The 18,588-nt window shown below is 59.9% G+C and carries 15 protein-coding genes; 11 read left to right on the top strand and 4 right to left on the bottom strand.

The window, feature by feature from the left end; genetic code table 11:
* Positions 1 to 64: 64 nt before the first annotated feature.
* From CLV89_RS15050 to CLV89_RS15000, 11 genes are all read left to right on the top strand, one after another.
* Entirely contained in the window at positions 65 to 1,594 is a 1,530-nt protein-coding gene (locus CLV89_RS15050) for an ABC transporter substrate-binding protein (protein ID WP_106164494.1), read from the top strand.
* Positions 1,595 to 1,654: 60 nt separating this feature from the next.
* On the top strand, positions 1,655 to 2,662 hold the full coding sequence (locus CLV89_RS15045; RefSeq protein WP_106164493.1) for an ABC transporter permease: 1,008 nt from the start codon (positions 1,655 to 1,657) through the stop codon (positions 2,660 to 2,662).
* The gene (locus CLV89_RS15040) at positions 2,655 to 3,521 is read left to right on the top strand and encodes an ABC transporter permease (RefSeq protein ID WP_106164492.1); all 867 of its coding nucleotides are present in this window, start codon (positions 2,655 to 2,657) and stop codon (positions 3,519 to 3,521) included. Before CLV89_RS15045 ends, CLV89_RS15040 begins: the two co-directional genes overlap by 8 nt.
* Positions 3,518 to 4,384, top strand: coding sequence for an ABC transporter ATP-binding protein (locus tag CLV89_RS15035; RefSeq protein WP_207796944.1), 867 nt, complete (start codon positions 3,518 to 3,520; stop codon positions 4,382 to 4,384). The genes CLV89_RS15040 and CLV89_RS15035 overlap by 4 nt, the downstream gene beginning before the upstream one ends.
* Positions 4,384 to 5,247 (top strand): ABC transporter ATP-binding protein, encoded by an 864-nt coding sequence (locus tag CLV89_RS15030; protein ID WP_106164491.1) that lies wholly within the window; start codon positions 4,384 to 4,386, stop codon positions 5,245 to 5,247. The genes CLV89_RS15035 and CLV89_RS15030 overlap by 1 nt, the downstream gene beginning before the upstream one ends.
* Before the next feature lie 316 nt (positions 5,248 to 5,563).
* Positions 5,564 to 6,532, top strand: a complete 969-nt coding sequence (gene dctP / locus CLV89_RS15025; protein ID WP_106164490.1) for a TRAP transporter substrate-binding protein DctP — start codon at positions 5,564 to 5,566, stop codon at positions 6,530 to 6,532.
* A 40-nt stretch (positions 6,533 to 6,572) separates the two neighbouring features.
* Positions 6,573 to 7,073 (top strand): TRAP transporter small permease, encoded by a 501-nt coding sequence (locus CLV89_RS15020; RefSeq protein ID WP_106164594.1) that lies wholly within the window; start codon positions 6,573 to 6,575, stop codon positions 7,071 to 7,073.
* A gap of 11 nt (positions 7,074 to 7,084) precedes the next feature.
* Positions 7,085 to 8,401: a TRAP transporter large permease gene (locus tag CLV89_RS15015; protein ID WP_106164489.1), complete on the top strand. Its 1,317-nt coding sequence runs from the start codon at positions 7,085 to 7,087 to the stop codon at positions 8,399 to 8,401.
* Between the two features lie 340 nt (positions 8,402 to 8,741).
* Positions 8,742 to 9,368 (top strand): DUF2147 domain-containing protein, encoded by a 627-nt coding sequence (locus tag CLV89_RS15010; protein ID WP_106164488.1) that lies wholly within the window; start codon positions 8,742 to 8,744, stop codon positions 9,366 to 9,368.
* Between the two features lie 261 nt (positions 9,369 to 9,629).
* Positions 9,630 to 10,865: a metallophosphoesterase family protein gene (locus CLV89_RS15005; RefSeq protein WP_106164487.1), complete on the top strand. Its 1,236-nt coding sequence runs from the start codon at positions 9,630 to 9,632 to the stop codon at positions 10,863 to 10,865.
* Entirely contained in the window at positions 10,865 to 14,302 is a 3,438-nt protein-coding gene (locus tag CLV89_RS15000; RefSeq protein WP_106164486.1) for a YhaN family protein, read from the top strand. The genes CLV89_RS15005 and CLV89_RS15000 overlap by 1 nt, the downstream gene beginning before the upstream one ends.
* 201 nt (positions 14,303 to 14,503) lie before the next feature.
* Here CLV89_RS15000 and CLV89_RS14995 read toward each other — a convergent pair whose 3' ends face one another.
* From CLV89_RS14995 to CLV89_RS14980, 4 genes are read right to left on the bottom strand one after another with little or no spacing between them, the layout of a single operon-like run.
* Positions 14,504 to 16,135 carry an acyl-CoA synthetase gene (locus CLV89_RS14995; protein WP_106164485.1) on the bottom strand — a complete coding sequence of 544 codons (1,632 nt, stop codon included), beginning with the start codon at positions 16,133 to 16,135 and terminating at the stop codon, positions 14,504 to 14,506.
* 3 nt (positions 16,136 to 16,138) lie between these two features.
* Entirely contained in the window at positions 16,139 to 16,939 is an 801-nt protein-coding gene (locus CLV89_RS14990; RefSeq protein ID WP_106164484.1) for an enoyl-CoA hydratase, read from the bottom strand.
* Positions 16,940 to 16,960: 21 nt separating this feature from the next.
* Positions 16,961 to 17,410, bottom strand: coding sequence for an OsmC family protein (locus CLV89_RS14985; RefSeq protein WP_106164483.1), 450 nt, complete (start codon positions 17,408 to 17,410; stop codon positions 16,961 to 16,963).
* 25 nt (positions 17,411 to 17,435) lie between these two features.
* Complete coding sequence (locus CLV89_RS14980) at positions 17,436 to 18,575, bottom strand: glycine cleavage T C-terminal barrel domain-containing protein (protein WP_106164482.1); 1,140 nt, start codon at positions 18,573 to 18,575, stop codon at positions 17,436 to 17,438.
* Positions 18,576 to 18,588: the final 13 nt, after the last annotated feature.

The following is an 18,588-nucleotide window of genomic DNA, read 5'->3' as shown; positions in this document are numbered from 1 at the left end:
CGCATGGGCAAAACACAAAAAATAAATTGGGTCGAAACAGGCCCGCCAACAGGAGAGAGAAGACATGAACACTATGAACCGTCGTGGTTTCCTAGGCACCTCAGCCTTTGCCACCGCTCTTGCGGCATCCGGCCTGCCGGTGATCGCCCAGAACGGGGGCGACCTGACCATTGCCTATAACGTGCCTGTGCAAAGCTGGGATCCGACCACCGGCCCTGCTGCGGTCAACCCGGTGCTGCAATCCATCTACTTGGCGGTGTTCGACCGCTTTGTCGGCCAGAACCCGGATCTCAGCTTTGACGCCGGGCTGCTGACCGACTGGGGGTTCAGCGAGGACAAATCCCAGATCCACATGACCGTCCGCGAAGGGGTGACCTGGCAGAACGGGGATCCGCTGACCCCGGATGACATCGTCTGGTCGCTGACCCGTGCCGCCCAGTCCGAAACCGGAAACCCGATGCAGTTCGTCTGGTCCAAGATCGGCAATTTCCAAATCGACGGGCAGCGCATCACCGCAGATGTGATCGAGTTCGAACCGGCCTTGTTCAAATGGATGGCGTTTCTGACGGCCTTTGTTCTGCCCAAGGACTATTACGAAAGCGTCGGCTCCGAAGGGTTTGAGAAAGCACCGATCGGATCTGGCCCCTATATGGTGGATACATTCGAACCCGGCGCCTACGTCCGCCTGAAAGCCTACGACGGCTATTGGGGGGCGGCTCCGGAGTTCTCCACCGTGACGATCAAATTCGTGACCGATGCGACCTCGCGCGTGGCCGAGGTGGAATCCGGCAACGCGGATATTACCACCAATATGCCCTACGAAGATTACGACCGCCTGATCGCCAAGGACGGCCTGTCCGGTCAGGCGGTGCCGATCACCGATATCGGCATGATCTTCCTCAACGACATCGGGCCGATGCTCGACAAGAATGTCCGCCTCGCGGCCCATCACGCCATCGACAAGGAGCTGATCATCGACCGGCTGCTGAAAGGCTATGGCGTGCCGCTGTCCACCCTCGAAGTGCCCGGCTATGCCGCCTTCGACGACAGCATCACGGTGCCCTACGACCCGGAGCGCGCCAAGGCGTTGCTGGCAGAGTCCGGCTACTCCACGGACAACCCGGTCAAGTTCACCATTCAGACGACCAAGGGCTTTAAGCCCAAGGATTATGAAATGGTGCAGGCCATCGTCGGACTGTGGCGTCGTGTCGGCATCGAAGCCGAAATCGAAGTGTACGAGATTGCCAAACACTACGAGCTGCGTGCCACCGACCAGCTGGCGCCTGCGGCCTTCTACAACTGGGGCAATTCGATCGGTGATCCGTCGACATCGACGGGATTTTCCATGTTCGGCCCCTCGCCACACGCGGTCTGGGACACCCCGGATCTGGTGGAAAAGATCGGCCCGCTGTTCGTGGAAGCCGACGAAGAAAAGCGCATTCAGGGCTACAAGGACGTATCCCGCTACATTGCTGAAGAGGGCTATGTAATCCCGCTCCTGCAATATGTGATGCCCATCGTCTACCGCTCGGATCTGAACGTCGCGGCCTATACCTCGGGCGACCTGCTGCCCCAGGCCGTGACATCCGTCTGATCTGTCAATCTCCTGCTGCCGGCCCGTTGCGGTCGGCGGCATCGAAGCGGAGTACCTTTGATGTTTCTCAGGACAGTGCTGTCCCGTCTGTTGACGACCCTCGTCACGCTGTTTGGCGTTGCGGTTGTTGTCTTTGTTCTGGTGCGAGTGGCACCAGGCAATCCGATCGCCATGATGCTGCCGCCGGGTGCGAGCGAGGACGACATCGCCCAGCTGACAGCCCTCTACGGGTTCGACAAGAGCCTGGTCGAACAGTTCTTCATCTGGATTGGCGGGGTGGTTCAGGGCGATTTCGGCACCTCCATCACCCTGCGCCAGCCGGTCGCCGATCTGGTCTTGTCCCGCCTCCCGGCGACGCTTGAGCTGTCATTCTTTGCCTTGCTGATCGCGGTCGCCATCGGCGGTGTGGCTGCCGTGATCGGGGCGCGTCGACGGGGCAGTCCGACGGAGGCCGCTGTCGACCTGACCAGTGGCGCTGTGCTCTCAATCCCCGATTTCCTCTGGGGGCTGCTGTTTGTCCTGCTGTTTGGTGTGCTCTGGCCCGTACTGTCTATTTCCGGGCGTCTCGATCCGAGGCTCGAGTTCGATTTCCTCACCAACTTCGTGGCTATCGAGGGACTTTTGCGGGGGCGTTTCGACGTCGCTGGCAGCGCGTTTTCACATATGCTGATGCCGGCGCTGTCGCTGGCGCTGCCATTGGCGGCGTTGATTGCACAATTGCTGAAGCAGAACCTCAAGGAGGTTCTGATCCAAGACTACACCACCTTGCCGCGGGTGCGCGGGTTCTCTGAAACGCAAGTGATCCTGCGGGACGCCATGCGCAATGCCGCCCTGCCGACGCTGACGCTGGTTGGGGTGCAGTTCACCTTTCTCATCGGTGGCACGGTGATCGTGGAGCGCCTTTTTGCTTACGGCGGCCTTGGGAACATGGCCATTGATGCGGTTATCAATCGTGATCTGCCGCTGATCCAAGGCATCGTGCTGCTGTTTGCCGCCCTGTTTGTGGCCATCAACCTGCTGGTGGATCTGTCCTACACCCTTTTGAACCCGAGGTTGCGTCATGGCTGATGTCTCCCTGCAAACCACGCCCCGTGTCCGCTCAGGGCGCCGCAACCTGCGTCTGTGGTTGCCATTGGCCTGGATCACCACGCTGGGTCTGGCGGCCCTTTTTGCACCGCTGATCGCGCCTCATGATCCACTTTATCAGGATCTGTTCCTCGAACGCCTTCCCCCGTTCTTCATGTCCGGCACGGAACCGGGCTATTGGCTCGGCACCGACAGTCTGGGCCGGGACGTTCTGTCGCGGGTCATCTACGGCACCCGCATCGCGCTGTGTGTCAGCCTGATCGCGGCAACGGCAACCTGTCTGGTGGGCTCGACCCTTGGGTTGTTGGCCGGGTATTTCGGCGGCTGGTGGGACCGGGTGATCTCTCGCCTCATCGAGATCTGGATGGCCTTTCCTCCGGTGCTGTTCGCGGTGTTGCTGGTGGCAGTCATGGGCACTGGTCTGACCTCGGTCATCGTGGCCATCGCCCTGATTGACTGGACCCGCTTTGCCCGTGTGATCCGCGCCGAGACCATGGTGCAGGCGCAGATGGATTATGTGGACAGCGCGCAGATCGGCGGCGCGCGGCGACTGACCACCCTGGTTTCGGAAATCCTGCCAAACGTGCTGCCGTCGATTGTCGCCCTGCTGATGCTGGAGATGGGCATCGCGGTGATCGTCGAGGCGATCCTCAGCTTCGTGAACTTGTCTCTGTCGTCGGATGTGGCGACCTGGGGCAGCATGATTGCCGAGGGACGCAACGCCATCCACTTTGCCTGGTGGGTGCTGCTGTTCCCGCTGATCGCCCTGTTCCTCACGGTGCTGAGCTTCTCTCAGCTCGGCGAAGGGCTGAAACAACGCTTTGATCCGGTGCTGCAATGACCATGTCCTCGACGCTGAACATCCAGAATCTGACCGTGTCCCTGCGCAGCGGCTTACCGCTTTTGAGACAGGTCAACCTGACGCTAGAGCCCGGAGAGGTGCGCGCGCTAGTTGGGGAAAGTGGCGCTGGCAAGTCGATGATCGGCAAGGCCGTTCTGGGCACCCTGCCCCCGGCGACACGGGTGACCCGCGGTCAGATCTTCCTCAGGGGTCAGGCACTGGATCACCTCAACGCCGCCCAGAGACGCCATTGCGTTGCCCAGAGCGCCGCCCTGATCCCGCAGGACCCGCTCACCGCACTAAACCCGGTACGCCGGATCGCGCCGCAGATCACCGACCCGCTGACCCGCATCCATGGCTGGTCTGCTGAACGTGCGCAGACGCGGGCACTGGAATTGCTGGATCGGGTCGAAATTCGTGATCCGGCGCGTGTCATGCGCAGCTACCCGCATGAACTGTCCGGCGGCATGCGTCAGCGCATTCTGATCGCAGCAGCCTTTGCACCCTCGCCGCCCCTGATTGTGGCGGACGAGCCGACCACTGCGCTGGACGTCACCGTACAGAAGCAGATTCTGAAACTTATCAGAGAGTTGCAAAAGGAAGTTGGCACCGCAGTGCTGTTTGTCACCCACGACATGGGGGTCGTGGCCAAGATCAGCCAGAAAGTATCCGTGCTGTTCCAAGGCCGCGTCATGGAGGATTCAACCACCGAGGCAATCTTCTCCAATCCGACCCACCCCTATACGCGCGCGCTGATTGCCGCCACGCCCAGCTACGCCGACCCCGCTCGCAGCTTCTCTCCGGTGCCGCCCGAACTGATCGCACAGATGAAATCAAAGATCGCACAGGAGGAGATCTTGTGATGGCCGCTCCCTTGATCTGCCCACAGACTGCTCCCGCTCCGGCGTTATTTTCGGTGCGCGGCCTGCGCCTTTCCTTTCCCGATACCGCCCATAAGCCGCTGTTTGCCCCCGCACCCCGGATCGAAGTTCTGAAAGGTCTCGATCTTGATCTGCCGCGGGGCCAGATCACCGGCATCGTTGGCGAGAGTGGCTCTGGCAAATCGACCTTGGGGCGGGTTCTGGTGCGTCTGTTGCGCCCGGATGCCGGTCAGGTTCTGCTCAATGGACAAGATATCGCCACGCTGGACGAGGCGGCGTTGCGTCCCCTGCGGCGAAACTTGCAGATGATCTTTCAGGATCCGATGTCGTCCCTCAATCCGCGCCACAAGATCTGGCGCATCGTTGCCGCCCCACTGGCGCGCTACGCGAATGACACGTCCACCCGCAACGCAAGCGCCGCGCGTCGGGATCAGGCCCTGCGGGCGCTGGAACGTGTCGGCCTCGATCCCAGCTTTGGCGAGCGGTATCCGCATGAGCTTTCCGGCGGGCAGCGCCAGCGCGTCGGCATCGCCCGCGCGATCGCACTAGAGCCGGAGTTCATTCTGGCCGACGAGATCGTTTCGGGCCTTGATGTCTCCAGCCAGGCGCAGGTGCTGTCGCTGCTCAAATCGCTGGCGCAGGAGATGAACCTGACCATCGCCTTCATCAGCCATGACCTGAGCGTGATCCGGCACCTATGCGACAATGTCATTGTATTGAACCGTGGTGAAATTCTGGAAAACGGCCCCGTAGAGCAGGTCTTTGCCGCCCCGCAATCCGACATCACGCGCCTGCTGCTCGATGCGATTCCACTGCCAGAGCTGGACGACAAATGGTTCGACTGACCATGTAACACAAGACAACGCCACAGTGGGCGCTGGCGCAGCGAGATCCAGTTCGGACCAACGGAGACAATCAAAATATCGCCCCGTCGCGCTAGTGCGCTGCGCGGGCGAAATATACACATTCTTGCGTAACTTGGCGCATTGAGGTTGCAAAAATCACTACACCCCAAGATCCGTCGCATTTTTATTTCAGACTTAAAGCTTCATGCTTGAAGAATTGAGAATGAGGCTCTACGCTTTTCGATATGGATACGGAACACCAAGAGGCTCAGAAGCGCCCGCTCCGCGCCAGCACACTCACCCAGGGAGACCGAACATGACCATCCGCTCACTCGCCACTGCCGCGTTTTTTGGCGCCTCAACCTTCACCGCAGCCGGCGTTCAAGCCGAAGAGGTGACGCTAAAGGCTGTCACGGCCTTTGCCACCGGCACAACTTTCTCCCGCGACTTCGAAGCCTTTGTCGACTGGGTCAATGAAAACGGCACAGGTCTGGTTCAGATCGACCTGCTGGGCGGGCCCGAGGCGGTGCCGCCCTTTGAACTGGGCAACGCGGTTCAGGCTGGCATCGTCGATATCGCGAACAACACCACAGCCTATTATCCGAACCTGCTGCCCACCGGTGATGCGCTGCATCTGGCGCAAAACACCATTCAGGACCAACGCGCCAATGGCTGCTATGAGCTGATCGACAGCATTCACCAGCAGCAGATGAATGTGAAATACCTCGCCCGCGTGGGCGACAACATGAACTATCACCTGTATCTGGCGAAACCGCTGGAGGGTCCGGACCTGACCGGTCTGACCATTCGCACCACGCCAGTCTATCGCGCCATGTTTGAAAAATTGGGGGCAACCCTTGTGCGTACCGCCCCGGGCGAGGTCTATACCGCCCTCGAACGCGGTGCGATTGATGGCTATGGCTGGCCCAGCCAGGGGGTTCTTGATCTTGGTTGGCACGAGCAGACAGCCTACCGGGTCGACCCTGGTTTTTATCAGGTCGATGTGAACTTCCTGGTGAACATGGACCGCTGGAACGACCTGAGCGCCGATCAACAGGCGCTGCTGGAACAGGCCGCCACCTGGATCGAGACGCAGAACGAAGAAAACATCGCGCGCAATCAGGCCGAAGCAGACGCACAGGCGGAAGCTGGCATTGAAACCGTCACCTTTGACGGCGCCGACAAGGAGCTATGGGCTGAGACCGCCCAATCCGAAGGTTGGGGCGAGGTGATGGAGATCGACGCTGAGCTTGGCCAGCAACTGCAATCCTGTCTGACAAAGTGAAGTGGCTGGGGCGGCCTCTGGTCGCTCCGCCGTTGTTCCCATGATGAACTTCAACCGCTGCTTCGGCGCGCTGACCACTGGCCTTGCCGTGCTCGCCGCCGCCATCCTTGCGGCGATCACGCTGGTGATCCCGTTAAATGTGTTTCTGCGCAACCTCGGCCTGCCGGTGATCTACGGCGCGCTTGATGTCATCGAGTACGGTCTGATGGCCATCGCCTTTCTGGGCGCCCCTTGGGTGCTGCGATTGGACGCCCATGTACAGGTCGACCTCGTGACCCGCGGGCTGCCACCGCGTGGGGCCCGCGTCGCCGCAATCCTGACCTGCCTGCTGGGGGCCATCACCTGTGCCGCGCTTGGCTGGGCCGGGCTGCAGGCCCTGATGCAATCCTACGCGCGCGGCTCCATGGTGCGCACCGCGTTCACCTTTCCTGAATGGTGGACACTGACCGTCCTGCCGCTGTCGATGCTTCTGTGCATGATCGAATTCCTGCGCAAAATCTTCCAACCCTCCGAAGACTCTGCGCCGCTGACCGGCCTCTGAAAGGAAATCCCATGGATTGGATTCTCACGCTTTCGCTGATGCTGGGGGGGCTGGCGGTCCTGCTGCTGATCGGCCTTCCGGTCGCCTTTGCCTTTATCACCGTCACCATGATCGGCGCGTTCGAGGTGTTGGGCGGGGATCGTGGTCTGCTGCAACTGGCCCGAAACTCCACCCAGTCGGTGGCCAATTTTCAGATGGCCCCGATACCCCTGTTCATTCTGATGGGGGAAATTCTGTTTCAGACCGGTATTGCCCACCGGGCCATAGATGCGATCGAACGCGTGGTGACCCGGGTGCCTGGCCGCCTGTCGGTGGTCACCGTCTTTGGCGGCACGATCTTTGCCGCTCTGTCCGGCTCTACCATCGCCAATACGGCCATGCTGGGCTCCACATTGATGCCGGGCATGCTGCAACGCGGCTACCATCCGACGATGGCCATGGGGCCGATCATGGCCTCTGGCGCGATCGCGATGCTGATCCCCCCGTCAGCCCTGGCCGTTCTGGTCGGCAGCCTTGCGGGCATCTCCATCTCGGGCCTGCTGATCGCGGGCGTGATCCCTGCACTGATGCTGGCCGGTGCCTTTGTCGTCTACATCATCGGTCGCAGCATCCTGGACCCCAGCGTTGCCCCGCCGGATGATCTGCCTGAGATGACACTTGCAGAGCGCTGGCGTCCCTTCATGATCTACGTCGCGCCCCTGTCCGTGCTGTTCGCGGTGGTGATCGGAAGCCTGCTGATGGGGTTTGCAACCCCGACAGAATCCGCCGCTCTTGGCTGTCTCGCAGCACTTGTGATCGGGGCCGCCTATCGCGCCCTGTCGCTGAGCAAGATCGCCAAGGCATTGATGGAAACGGTCAAACTCTCGGTGATGATCCTCTTCATCATGGCGGCCAGCCAGACATTTGCGCAGGTTCTGTCGTTCAGTGGCGCCACCAATGGTCTGATCGCTGCAATCAATGCGGTGGACCCGACCCCGACGATGGTGCTGGTAGGCATGATCCTGATCCTGCTGTTCCTGGGATGTTTCGTGGATCAGGTTTCGATGCTGATGGTCACGGTGCCGGTGTTTGTGCCGCTGGCGGCGCAACTGGGCATCAACGAGCTGGTTCTCGGCGTCGTCTATCTCTTGACCATGGAGATCGGACTGCTGACCCCGCCGTTTGGCCTGCTGTTGTTCGTGATGCGTGGCGTCGCGCCCGAGGGGATCGGCATGAAGCATATATATGCGGCAGTGACGCCATTCCTTGTCATCAAGCTCGCGGTATTGGCATTGATCGTCTGGCAACCTGCGATCGGCACCTGGCTACCGGGGTTGATGGCGCACTGAGCCGTCTGTCCCGAACAGTCGCACCGGACGACACGTGATCGCCAACCACGGCACTATGTGCCGCTCACCGGGCCCGCCATGACGCGGGCCCGGAGAAGCGGAGCCACAAGGCTCTCGACGCCCCCGTTCATCTGCCGCAGCCCGGCGTGCCCCAGCGCGATATCCTGTGCCCGTCCCTTCTCGGCCGAATTCCGGCCTCCGCTGACATGCTGACCAGAACTGTGTCGGCGGCCTGACACCCGATCGGCCCCTCCTTCACGACGCCTCCACATATTCTGCGCGCGATCCCAACGCTCTGCCGCTAACTCGCGAAACATCTGACAGAGGCAGGGAGCGGCCAATGAAAATCACAAAATCCAGCGGAGGGTGGCCGACATCCGGACTGACCCTGCGCGACACGGCACTTTTGGTATCCATTGCCGTTGGAGCCTGTGCGGCCTCCGATCAGGAAGGGGAGATTGTGGCCAGAGCCATCAGCCCGCTGGAAGGGTATTGGACACTGAGCGATGCCCCCAATACCGTCTTGATAGAACCCTGTGAGACGGGATCAGAAAAGCTCTGCGGTCGGCTTGTTGTCTTTGAGGGAGACCCAAACGCGCGCGACGCTTTCAACCCTGACCTTTTCGCCTGGGGGGAAAAGATCTGCAACAGTGTCGTCATCTCCGATCTCGAAGCAACCAAAGAGCCTCAGTCATATGCAGGTCGATTTTATGATCCCGGAGACGGCGAAGACCTCAATCTCATCATATCAATGACGTCGCACAATGTGATCGAAGCGCGCGCCTATTACGGAGCCAGCATAGACGAAGCGGTCGACCTGGGCGTGGCTGCCGCCACCGGTGAGCTGCCCGTATTCGCGACGGTTTCCTACGCAACGCGTGCCATCATCGGCAAGAAACACTTGGGCGAGACCTTCAGCTGGGTCCGCACAGCAAAACCGCAGCAACTGTGCAGCGACGCCCTCTGACCTTACTTTGACGCCTGACGGAAGCAGGACAGGATCTGCCGCGCCGCCTCTCCTGTTGTGCGGCCATACGACGGCGATCCGGAAACAGGGGGGTGGATTTCATAGATCCGCAGGCGGGTGAGCTTTTGATGTAATCTCCCGCAAACTCTTGATAACAAAAGCCAGCAGCGCTTGGCGGGCTACTCAACGACGCAAGACAAGGCTTTCTCTATTGTTCCGAGCCTGGATTCTTGCTTCATTCGCCCCGACGAGGGGACAATATTGATAAAAATACTTCACACTGCCGACCTCCACTTGGATTCACCACTCCGATCACTTGCGCTGAGAAATTCTGGCCTGCGCGACACCATTGCAGCAGCGTCCCGAAGTGCCTTCAGCCAGTTGATCGACCGTGCGATTTCCGAGGAGGTCGCCGCATTTCTGATTGCCGGTGATCTCTTCGACGGCAAGGAACGCACGGCTACAACCGGCGCTTTCTTGTTGGCAGAACTGGATCGGCTTGGTGAAGCGGGTATCGAAGTCTTCTACATCAAGGGAAACCATGACGCGGAGAATCCGATAGCCGGAGCCCTCGACCTGCCCGCCAATGTGCATGTATTCGACGCGCGCGGGGGCAAGAAACAACTGACCGATGACATCTGGATTCACGGTGTCAGCTTTGCCGATAGCCATGCCCCGGACAGCCTTCTCCCGCGCTTCAAATCACCGGTGCCGGGTGCGGTGAACATTGCCATGCTGCACAGCTCTCTTGGGGGGGCTGCAGGTCATGATGACTATGCCCCTTGCAGCGTCACCGCACTGACCGAGATGGGGTTTGATTACTGGGCGCTTGGTCACATCCACAAGCGGCAGGTACATTCGCGAACACCATGGGTTGTGATGCCCGGCATGCCACAGGGCCGTGATATCGGCGAGGCTGGCCCCAAGTCCGCGACACTTCTGACGATTGATCGTGGATGCATCAATGTGAGTGAAGTGCCCACATCTGTCGTAGAATTTGTCCATACCGAGCTGGACGTGACTGAAGCCGACAATAACGAGACCCTGCGCGCACTGCTCAAGGCCCACCTAAAAGAGAAGCGGCACGCAATCTCTGCACCCGCAGGCGTCCTCCGCTTGACTCTGACCGGTTGCCCTGCCCGCCATTGGAAATTCCTCAGGGACCGAGATGTCTGGAGCGAACAACTGGGCGAACTCGCCGAGAGCGCTGGAAATCTTTGGATCGACAAGCTGCTGTTCGCCTTTTCACCACCAAGCGCGAATGACACCGCCGGCAACGCCTCGGACGAGCTGGCCACAACCATGGCGACGATCCGCACGGAACCGGGGTTCACGGAGCTCGCGCGCACCGAGGTTGAGACAGTTCTGCAAGCTCTGCCTGCCACAATACGCGACAGGCTGATGGCGGATGAAGCCGAGCGAGATGCCTTGGTCGAGCGCCTCGCGAAAGCGGGCGCAGATCTTGTGCTCGCGCAGATGAAGGGCGTGGAGAAGTAATGCGGATCCAACGGCTTTCCCTCGACCGCTTCGGCCATTTTACCAACCGGCAGTTCGACTTCGGAGCTGCGGGTGATGGACATGATTTTCACATCATCTATGGCCCCAACGAAGCTGGTAAAACCACCACGATGGAAGCCGTCTTGCGGCTGTTTTACGGCTTTCCAACACGCGAGAGCTACGCGTTCAAGCACCCGCGCAAGAACCTGAAAATCTCCGCGATGCTGGATTTCGACGGGGAGCTGCGAAATTTCACCCGTCTGCCTACCAGTAACGGCGCGCTGGTGGATGATACTGGTACTCCCGTACCGGAAGCGGCGCTGTCCGCTCATTTGGCCGGCCTATCAGAACTGGATTACCGCCGCCTTCTCTGCCTCGACGATGAAACGATCGAAAGGGGCGGCGAAGAAATCGCCAACGCCGAAGGCGATATAGGGCGCCTGCTCTTTTCTGCTGCGGCGGGGGTCGCCGACCTCAGCAGCGTTCTGGACGGTATTCGTGAAAGAGCTGACGCGCTCTGGAAAAAACGCGGCCGCACCACACGCATCGCAGAACTAAAACGCGCCCTGATGGAAGTCGAAAAGGACATCAAGGCGCGCGACGTGACCGCCAGCGCGTGGAAGGCGCTCAAACGAGATCTTGGGAAGGCACAGGTCGCCGAACAGGCTGCGCGCACGGCACGCGATGCGTTAAACAGAGCGAAGGCCCGCACAGAGGCGCAACGACGCGCACTGCCGCTGATCGCTGAGATACGCGAGCTTGAGCAAAACATAGCGCCTTGGTCCGACTATCCCGAGCATCTCGACTTTCATCCCGAGCGCCTGATTGAGCTGCGCAGTGATCGCGGCGTCGCCACGCAGAACATTGCACGCCTGACCGATGAAATCGCGGCACTGGAAAAAGATCGCGCAGCGCTCGCGGTTGCGCCAGAGCGTCTTGAGCTCGCGACCGCCTTGGAAGCGCTGGAGGATCTTGCTGCGCGCGACCGCACCGCACATCTCGACCTCAAAAGGCGACAGGACGAACATCAAGCGGCAGAGACAGCCATGCGGCAGGCAGCCGTGGATCTAGGCATCACATCGCCGGATACGGATCTGCAAGACCTTATCCTGTCGAGCGCCGATATCGCCGAATTGGAGACTGCCGGAGAGCGGCTGCGCTTGGCCATTTCAAAAGAAGCGGCCGAGGCCGACGAAGTCGTAGAACTGCAAGAGCGCGTGGACGCCGCCACCCAAGCCTTGCAAGCTGACATGCCCTCCTCCGAGGCTCCGGAAAAGGTTGGTGACATTCTGCTCCGGTTTGATGCGGACAGTCTTGCGCCCGCCCATGCAGCTGCGCTGCAAGCAATCGGGGTTGCGCAGGCCAAGCTCCGACGAGACCTTTCGGCGCTCGCCCTTAACGGTGTCACATTCGACGCGCCGCCCGTCTGCCCAAGTTCGCGCCAGCAGGCAATAATCTGGTCCGAACGCCATCAGGACGTGCTGCGCGAGCTTCGTAAGACGACGGACAAACGGGACGAGTACCTAGAGGATGCGGAGGCGCGCGCCGCCCACGCCAACGCACTGACACGGAGTGCAAAGGTTGTCTCTGACGCAGAGTCTGAGGAGTTGCGCGGACTGCGTGACGCTCGATGGTCAGAGCATCTCGCCGCATTAGACACCGGCACTGCCAACAGTTTTCACACGGCGATGCAACTGCATGACAATGCCGCAGATGCGCGACTGGCGCAGCATCGCGAACTGGCACAGCTGCGCGAGATTTCACAGGCCGAAGCTGAGGCGCGCGCACGCGCAGCACAGACCGAAACGCGTCTCGCATCCCTGCGCCAAGAACTCTCTACCATCGAGGCGGCGGTCCATGCGGCAGCAACCCAAGTGGGGCTTGCCGCCAGCATCATGCCTGCCGAGTGGCTGGAATGGGTGCATCGACACGAGGTGGCCAGTGACGACGCGCAGGCCCTCTGGGAAACGCAAGAGGCGCATCAATCAACACTTCAGCGCGCCGACGCCCTGATGGCAGAGCTTTCAGCTGTTCTGCCGGTCGCTCCTGCAGATCTCGATATCGCCCTGAAAACGGCAAGACGTCTGGCCGAGGAGGAGCGCAAACGCGCAGAGATGCGTGTAAAGGCCGAGCACGTACTGCAACAGGCGCAACGTGATCTTTGCCGTCGTAGAGAGCGCCACGCAGACGCACTTAAAGCCAAGGAAAGTGCCGACCGGACCTGGCGCGCGCTTGTCAATGACCTTGCCGGAGCGCTGCTTTCGCCAGAACGTCTGATGGCCTCTTTGGAACCGCTGCGCGCCTTGCGCGAGTACGAGAAGACCCGCGCGAATGCTGCGCGAAGGGTCACAACAATGCAGGCCGACCAAAGGCAGTTCATCACGGAAATCAGCACCTTAGCGCACGCTCATGATGTTCCAGCCCAAACCACGGCCGCCGAAGCATACGCGGCGCTCAAATCACTCGCCGAAGACGCGCGCTTGGCCCGGGAGAAGCGCGAGGCAATCGACACTGCAATAACGGCCGCCAAGGCCGACAAAGACACCCACACAAAAGCGCAAAATGCCATCGATCAAGAGGTCGCGGCGATCGCATCAATCTTCCCGAAGCCTGACGCGCTGCAGGATGTTGATCGTCTGCGTGAGGTCGTAACCCGCGCACAGAAGGTGATCGAAGACCGCGCCTTGCTTGAAAAGCGCACCCGCGAAGTCCTGTCCGAGCTTGAAACCACCGATATGGAGGCGGCTCGGGCTGAGCTTTCTCAAACCTCGGTCACCGCACTGGAGGCCGCACTGGAAAGCCACGGCTCCGACCTTGCCCACGCCGAAGAAGAGCTGACCCGATCAATCCAAGCGCGGGTCACGGCGGAACATGCCCTTGCCGCGATCAAGGGCGACGACGCGGTTGCCACGCTGGTCGAACAAAAGGCGATGCTGGAACTTCAGTTGGAGGACGCTGCAGTGGAGCATCTTGAGTTGTCCTTGGGTCATCACCTCGCCTCCGACGCAATTCGACGCTACCGTGACAGTCACCGCAGCGGAATGCTAACGGCGACAGAGCAGTGTTTCTCCAGCCTCACACATGGTGCCTACCCCTCCCTCAGCACCCAGATCGACAAGGATAGCGAGGTTTTGCTGGCCGTTGACAATAATGGCGTCAGCAAAAGGGCGGATGAAATGTCAAAGGGCACGCGGTTCCAGCTGTATCTGGCCCTGCGTGCAGCGGCGCATGATCAGCTTGTCGCTCAAGGCACGACACTTCCCTTTTTCTGCGATGATATTTTTGAAACCTTCGATGAGGCGCGCACCAGTGCCGCGTGTCGCGTCATGGAAACCATAGGTGGACGAGGACAGGCGATTTACCTGACCCATCACCGGCATGTGGTCGAGATCGCCAAGGCCGTTTGCACCACGCCACCCATTGTTCATGAGCTTTAGAGCGCGGTGGCCTTGGCGGATCTGTCTTAGCCTGAGGACAACACATAGTGGAGTTGTTGTTGGTGCTTGCGTGCCCGGCCTCCGATATCACTACACACGGTAGGACAAACCGCCGACGATCAACGTTTTTCACCGCCATATGCTGTCAGGCTGCTCGCAAGTGTGAACCCATACGAGAGCCAGTTGCCTTGCCGTTTCACGTTATGCCAGCTCTTTGGCGTGTTCGCGCAGGACGAACTTCTGGATTTTGCCAGTGGAGGTGCGTGGGATCGGCATGAACACGAACTGTCCCGGTACTTTGTAGGACGCCAGCTGTTCTTTGCACCACGCACGCAAGACTGTCGCATCCACGGTTTCACCGCCGACCAATTCCACAAAAGCGCAGGGCGTTTCGCCCCATTTTTCGTGAGGCATCGCAACCACTGCGACAGTCTCAACCGCAGGATGGCGATACAGCGCTTCTTCCACCTCGATCGACGAAATATTCTCGCCCCCCGAAATGATGATGTCCTTGGAGCGATCCTTGAGCTGGATATAGCCATCCGCGTGCCGCACCCCCAGATCACCGGAATGGAACCATCCCCCCGCAAAAGCCGCCTGCGTGGCTGCAGGATTGCGAAAGTAGCCCTTCATCACGACGTTGCCGCGAAACATCACCTCGCCCATGGTTTTGCCGTCACGCGGCACGGGCTGCATGGTTTCGGGGTTCAACACGTCAAGACCTTCGAGCGGCAGATAGCGCACGCCCTGACGGGATTTCAACGCCGCTTGTTCCGCCGCAGGCAGGTTTGACCAGTCTTGATGCCAGTCATTCACCACGGCGGGTCCGTAGGTTTCGGTCAGCCCATAAAGATGCGTCACGTCGAAACCTGCGGCTTTCATATCTGCCAACAGCTTTTCGGGCGGCGGGGCGGCGGCCGTGAAGACCTGAACCGTCTGGCTGAGAGGGCGTTTTTGAGCTTCGGGGGCAGAGATCATCAGAGACATCACGATCGGTGCGCCGCAGAGATGGGTGACGCCCTCCTCCGCCAAGGCGGTCCAGATCGGCTCTGCCCTGACCTGGCGCAAACACACATGGGTTCCGATAATCGCCGACAGGGTCCAGGGGAAACACCAGCCGTTGCAGTGGAACATCGGCAGGGTCCAGAGATAGACCGCATGTTTCGCCATCGAGGTGGTCAGCGCATTGCCCTGTGCCAAGAGGTAAGCACCACGATGATGCGAGACCACGCCCTTCGGGTCGCCGGTGGTGCCGGAGGTGTAGTTGATTGAAATCGCGTCCCATTCATCCAGCGGCATCAGCCAGTCAAAATCGGGATCACCCGTGGCGAGAAACGCGTCATAGTCCTGCAGATCAGTTTGGATCTCAGGCTCGGAGAACTCAGGATCATTGTACTGAATGATCAGCGGCTTCACTGTTGCCAGTGCCAGCGCCTCTTGCACCAGAGGCATGAATTCGCGATCCACAATGACCACTTTCGACATGGCGTGGTCCAGCTGAAACGCGATCACGGATGCATCAAGGCGTGTATTCACCGAGTGCAAAACTGCACCACACATGGGCACACCATAGTGGCATTCCAGCATTGCAGGCGTATTGGCCAGCACGGCAGACACCGTATCCCCACGCCCGATGGCCTGCTGCGCCAAAGCAGACGCCAGTTGGCGCGACCGCGCGTAAAACTCCGCATAGCTGCGACGCAACGCGCCATGCACGATCGCTGTGTGTTCCGGAAAGACCAACGCCGCCCGTTCCAGAAATGTCAGCGGTGTCAGCGGCTGGTGGTTTGCGGGATTGCGGTCCAGGTCGGTATCGTAGGGGTTCGCACTCATCTCTCAGGCGTCCTGCCAATGGGGGCTGCGCTTTTCAATGAATGCGCTGATACCTTCGCGCGCGTCCTGCGCCAGCATATTTTCGACCATCACGCGGGAGGCGTAGTCATAGGCGTCAGACAGCGTCATTTCGCGCTGCGCGTAAAAGGCACGTTTTCCGGTCGCCAGTGTCATGCTGGATTTGGATGCGATCTTGCGTGCAAGCTCCATCGTCGTGTCTTGCAACACGTCTGACGCAACGGCGTGGTTTACAAGACCGATCTCCGCCGCCCGCGTGGCTGACGTCATATCGCCCGTCAGCAACATCTCCATCGCGTGTTTGTTCGCCACATTGCGCGACAGCGCCACCATTGGGGTGGAGCAGAACAGCCCGATATGAACGCCGGGCGTGCTGAATGATGCGCTATCCGACGCAATCGCCAAATCGCAGCTTGCAACCAGCTGGCAGCCGGCGGCAGTCGCAACACCGGTGACTTCGGCGATGACCGGCTTGGGGCAATTCACGATGCCCTGCATGACGCCCGCACACATCGACATGATCTTGGCAAAATATGCTTTGCCACCATCGTCTGCGCTGCGCCCCGCCGTCATTTCCTTCAGGTCGTGACCGGCACAAAACGCAGGACCGTTGGCGGCCAGAACAACGACGCGCACGGCTTGGTCCGCCCCCGCTGCATCAAAGGCCGCGCCGAGCTCTGCCAGCATCGCCTCGGACAGTGCATTGCGCCGCCCAACATCATTCAGTGTCAGCCGTAGAATTCCGCTCGCGTCCAGATCACGCTGCAGGATGTCGGAGGTGCTCACGACGATACTCCTTTCGGGGTTTCAAACTATGTTGATTTCTACACTGTCAGCCAAAGTATTGGCGATAAAGCAATATCGATGCGCGCGGTCCTGCATTTGCGCCAGTTCTTCGGTGGTAACGGCAAACCCGGTATCGAAACGCACCACGGGATGCAGATCGATCCGGGTCACCGACATTTGCCCCTTTGGGTTTTTGCCCAGATGCGCCTCAGCGTAATCGTGATAGCTTGCCACCGGCCAACCCGCTTTGGCCGCCAGCGCCAGAAAGGTCATCATGTGGCAACTGGACAGCGCCGAAGCCAGCGCCTGTTCGGGGTTTGTGTTGTCCGGATCTCCGCCCCAGTCTGGGGCGGAGTCCACAAGCATGTCATAGCGGTTGTTGTACTGAACCGTATGTTCGTTGGAATATGTCCCTGTCTGAAACACAGGTGCCGCACGCTGCCAATGCAGCTCAATGGCGAGGTCTGACATTTGAATTGCCTTTGCTGAAGATGCCTTACGCCGCTGCGATCTGCTTTTTGGGATCATAGAACGGACGCTCACAGATGGTCGCACGGGCGGGGCCGGAATTGGTCACCACCTCGACCTCTGCGCCAATGTTGGCATGCTCTGCGGCAACCATAGCCAATGCGATGTTCTTCTCCAGACGTGGTGAATAGACCGCGGATGTCACCTTGCCGATTTCCTCACCGGCGGACTGCACCCCCCAGAAGGTCGTGTTCGGCCCGGTAAGTGGCGCACCGTCGAGGATCAGACCCACCTGCTTGCGGCTGACGCCTTCTTCCTTGATCCGGCGCAGCGCGGCTTTGCCGATAAAGTCGGCCTCCATGTCAAGGTTCACCAGCCGGTCAAAACCCAGCTCGAACGGGTTGGTACCCATGTCCGCATCCGCGTGATAGGACAGCATCCCGCCCTCGATACGCCGGATGGACGACGTGTGACCAGGCTTCAGGCCAAACTCCAGCCCCGCGGCCATGATCGTCTCCCAAAGCAGATCACCCTTGGAGCCGTCACGCAGGTAGATCTCATACCCCAGCTCGCTCGACCAGCCGGTGCGGGACACCACCAGCGGGATGCCGTTCAGTTCAACCTCCCGCAGCCAGTAGTAGCGCAGGTCCATAATGTCGTCACCGAACAGCGCTTTCATGATCTCACCCGACATGGGACCCTGCAATTGCAGCGGCGAGACATCAGGTTCACCGATCGTGACATCAAGGCCGGAATTGATCGCAACCCCTTGCGCCCACAGCAGAATATCACTGTCGGCCAGCGAAATCCAAAAGTGGTTTTCAGCGAGGCGCAGCAAGATAGGGTCATTCAGGATGCCGCCATCGGCGTTTGTGATCAGAATGTATTTGCACTGTCCCACAGCCATCTTGGACAGGTCACGGCAGGTCAGCATCTGGGTGAATTGCGCGGCATCCGGACCGGTAATTTCGACCTGCCGCTCAACGGCGACATCACACAGGATCGCGTCGTTCACGAGGTTCCAGAAGTTCTGCTCCGGATCCCCGAAATCACGTGGGATATACATGTGATTGTAGACCGAAAACCCTTGCGCGCCCCAACGCACAGTTGCGTCAAAATAGGGTGATTTGCGGATCTGTGTGCCGAAACCAAAATCATCTGCGTGCATTGAAACGTCCTCC

The sequence above is a fragment of the Tritonibacter scottomollicae genome (assembly GCF_003003215.1).
GTDB lineage: Bacteria > Pseudomonadota > Alphaproteobacteria > Rhodobacterales > Rhodobacteraceae > Epibacterium > Epibacterium scottomollicae.
The sequence above is the reverse complement of the archived record's forward strand: the minus strand, read 5'-3'. Positions and strand labels throughout refer to the sequence as shown.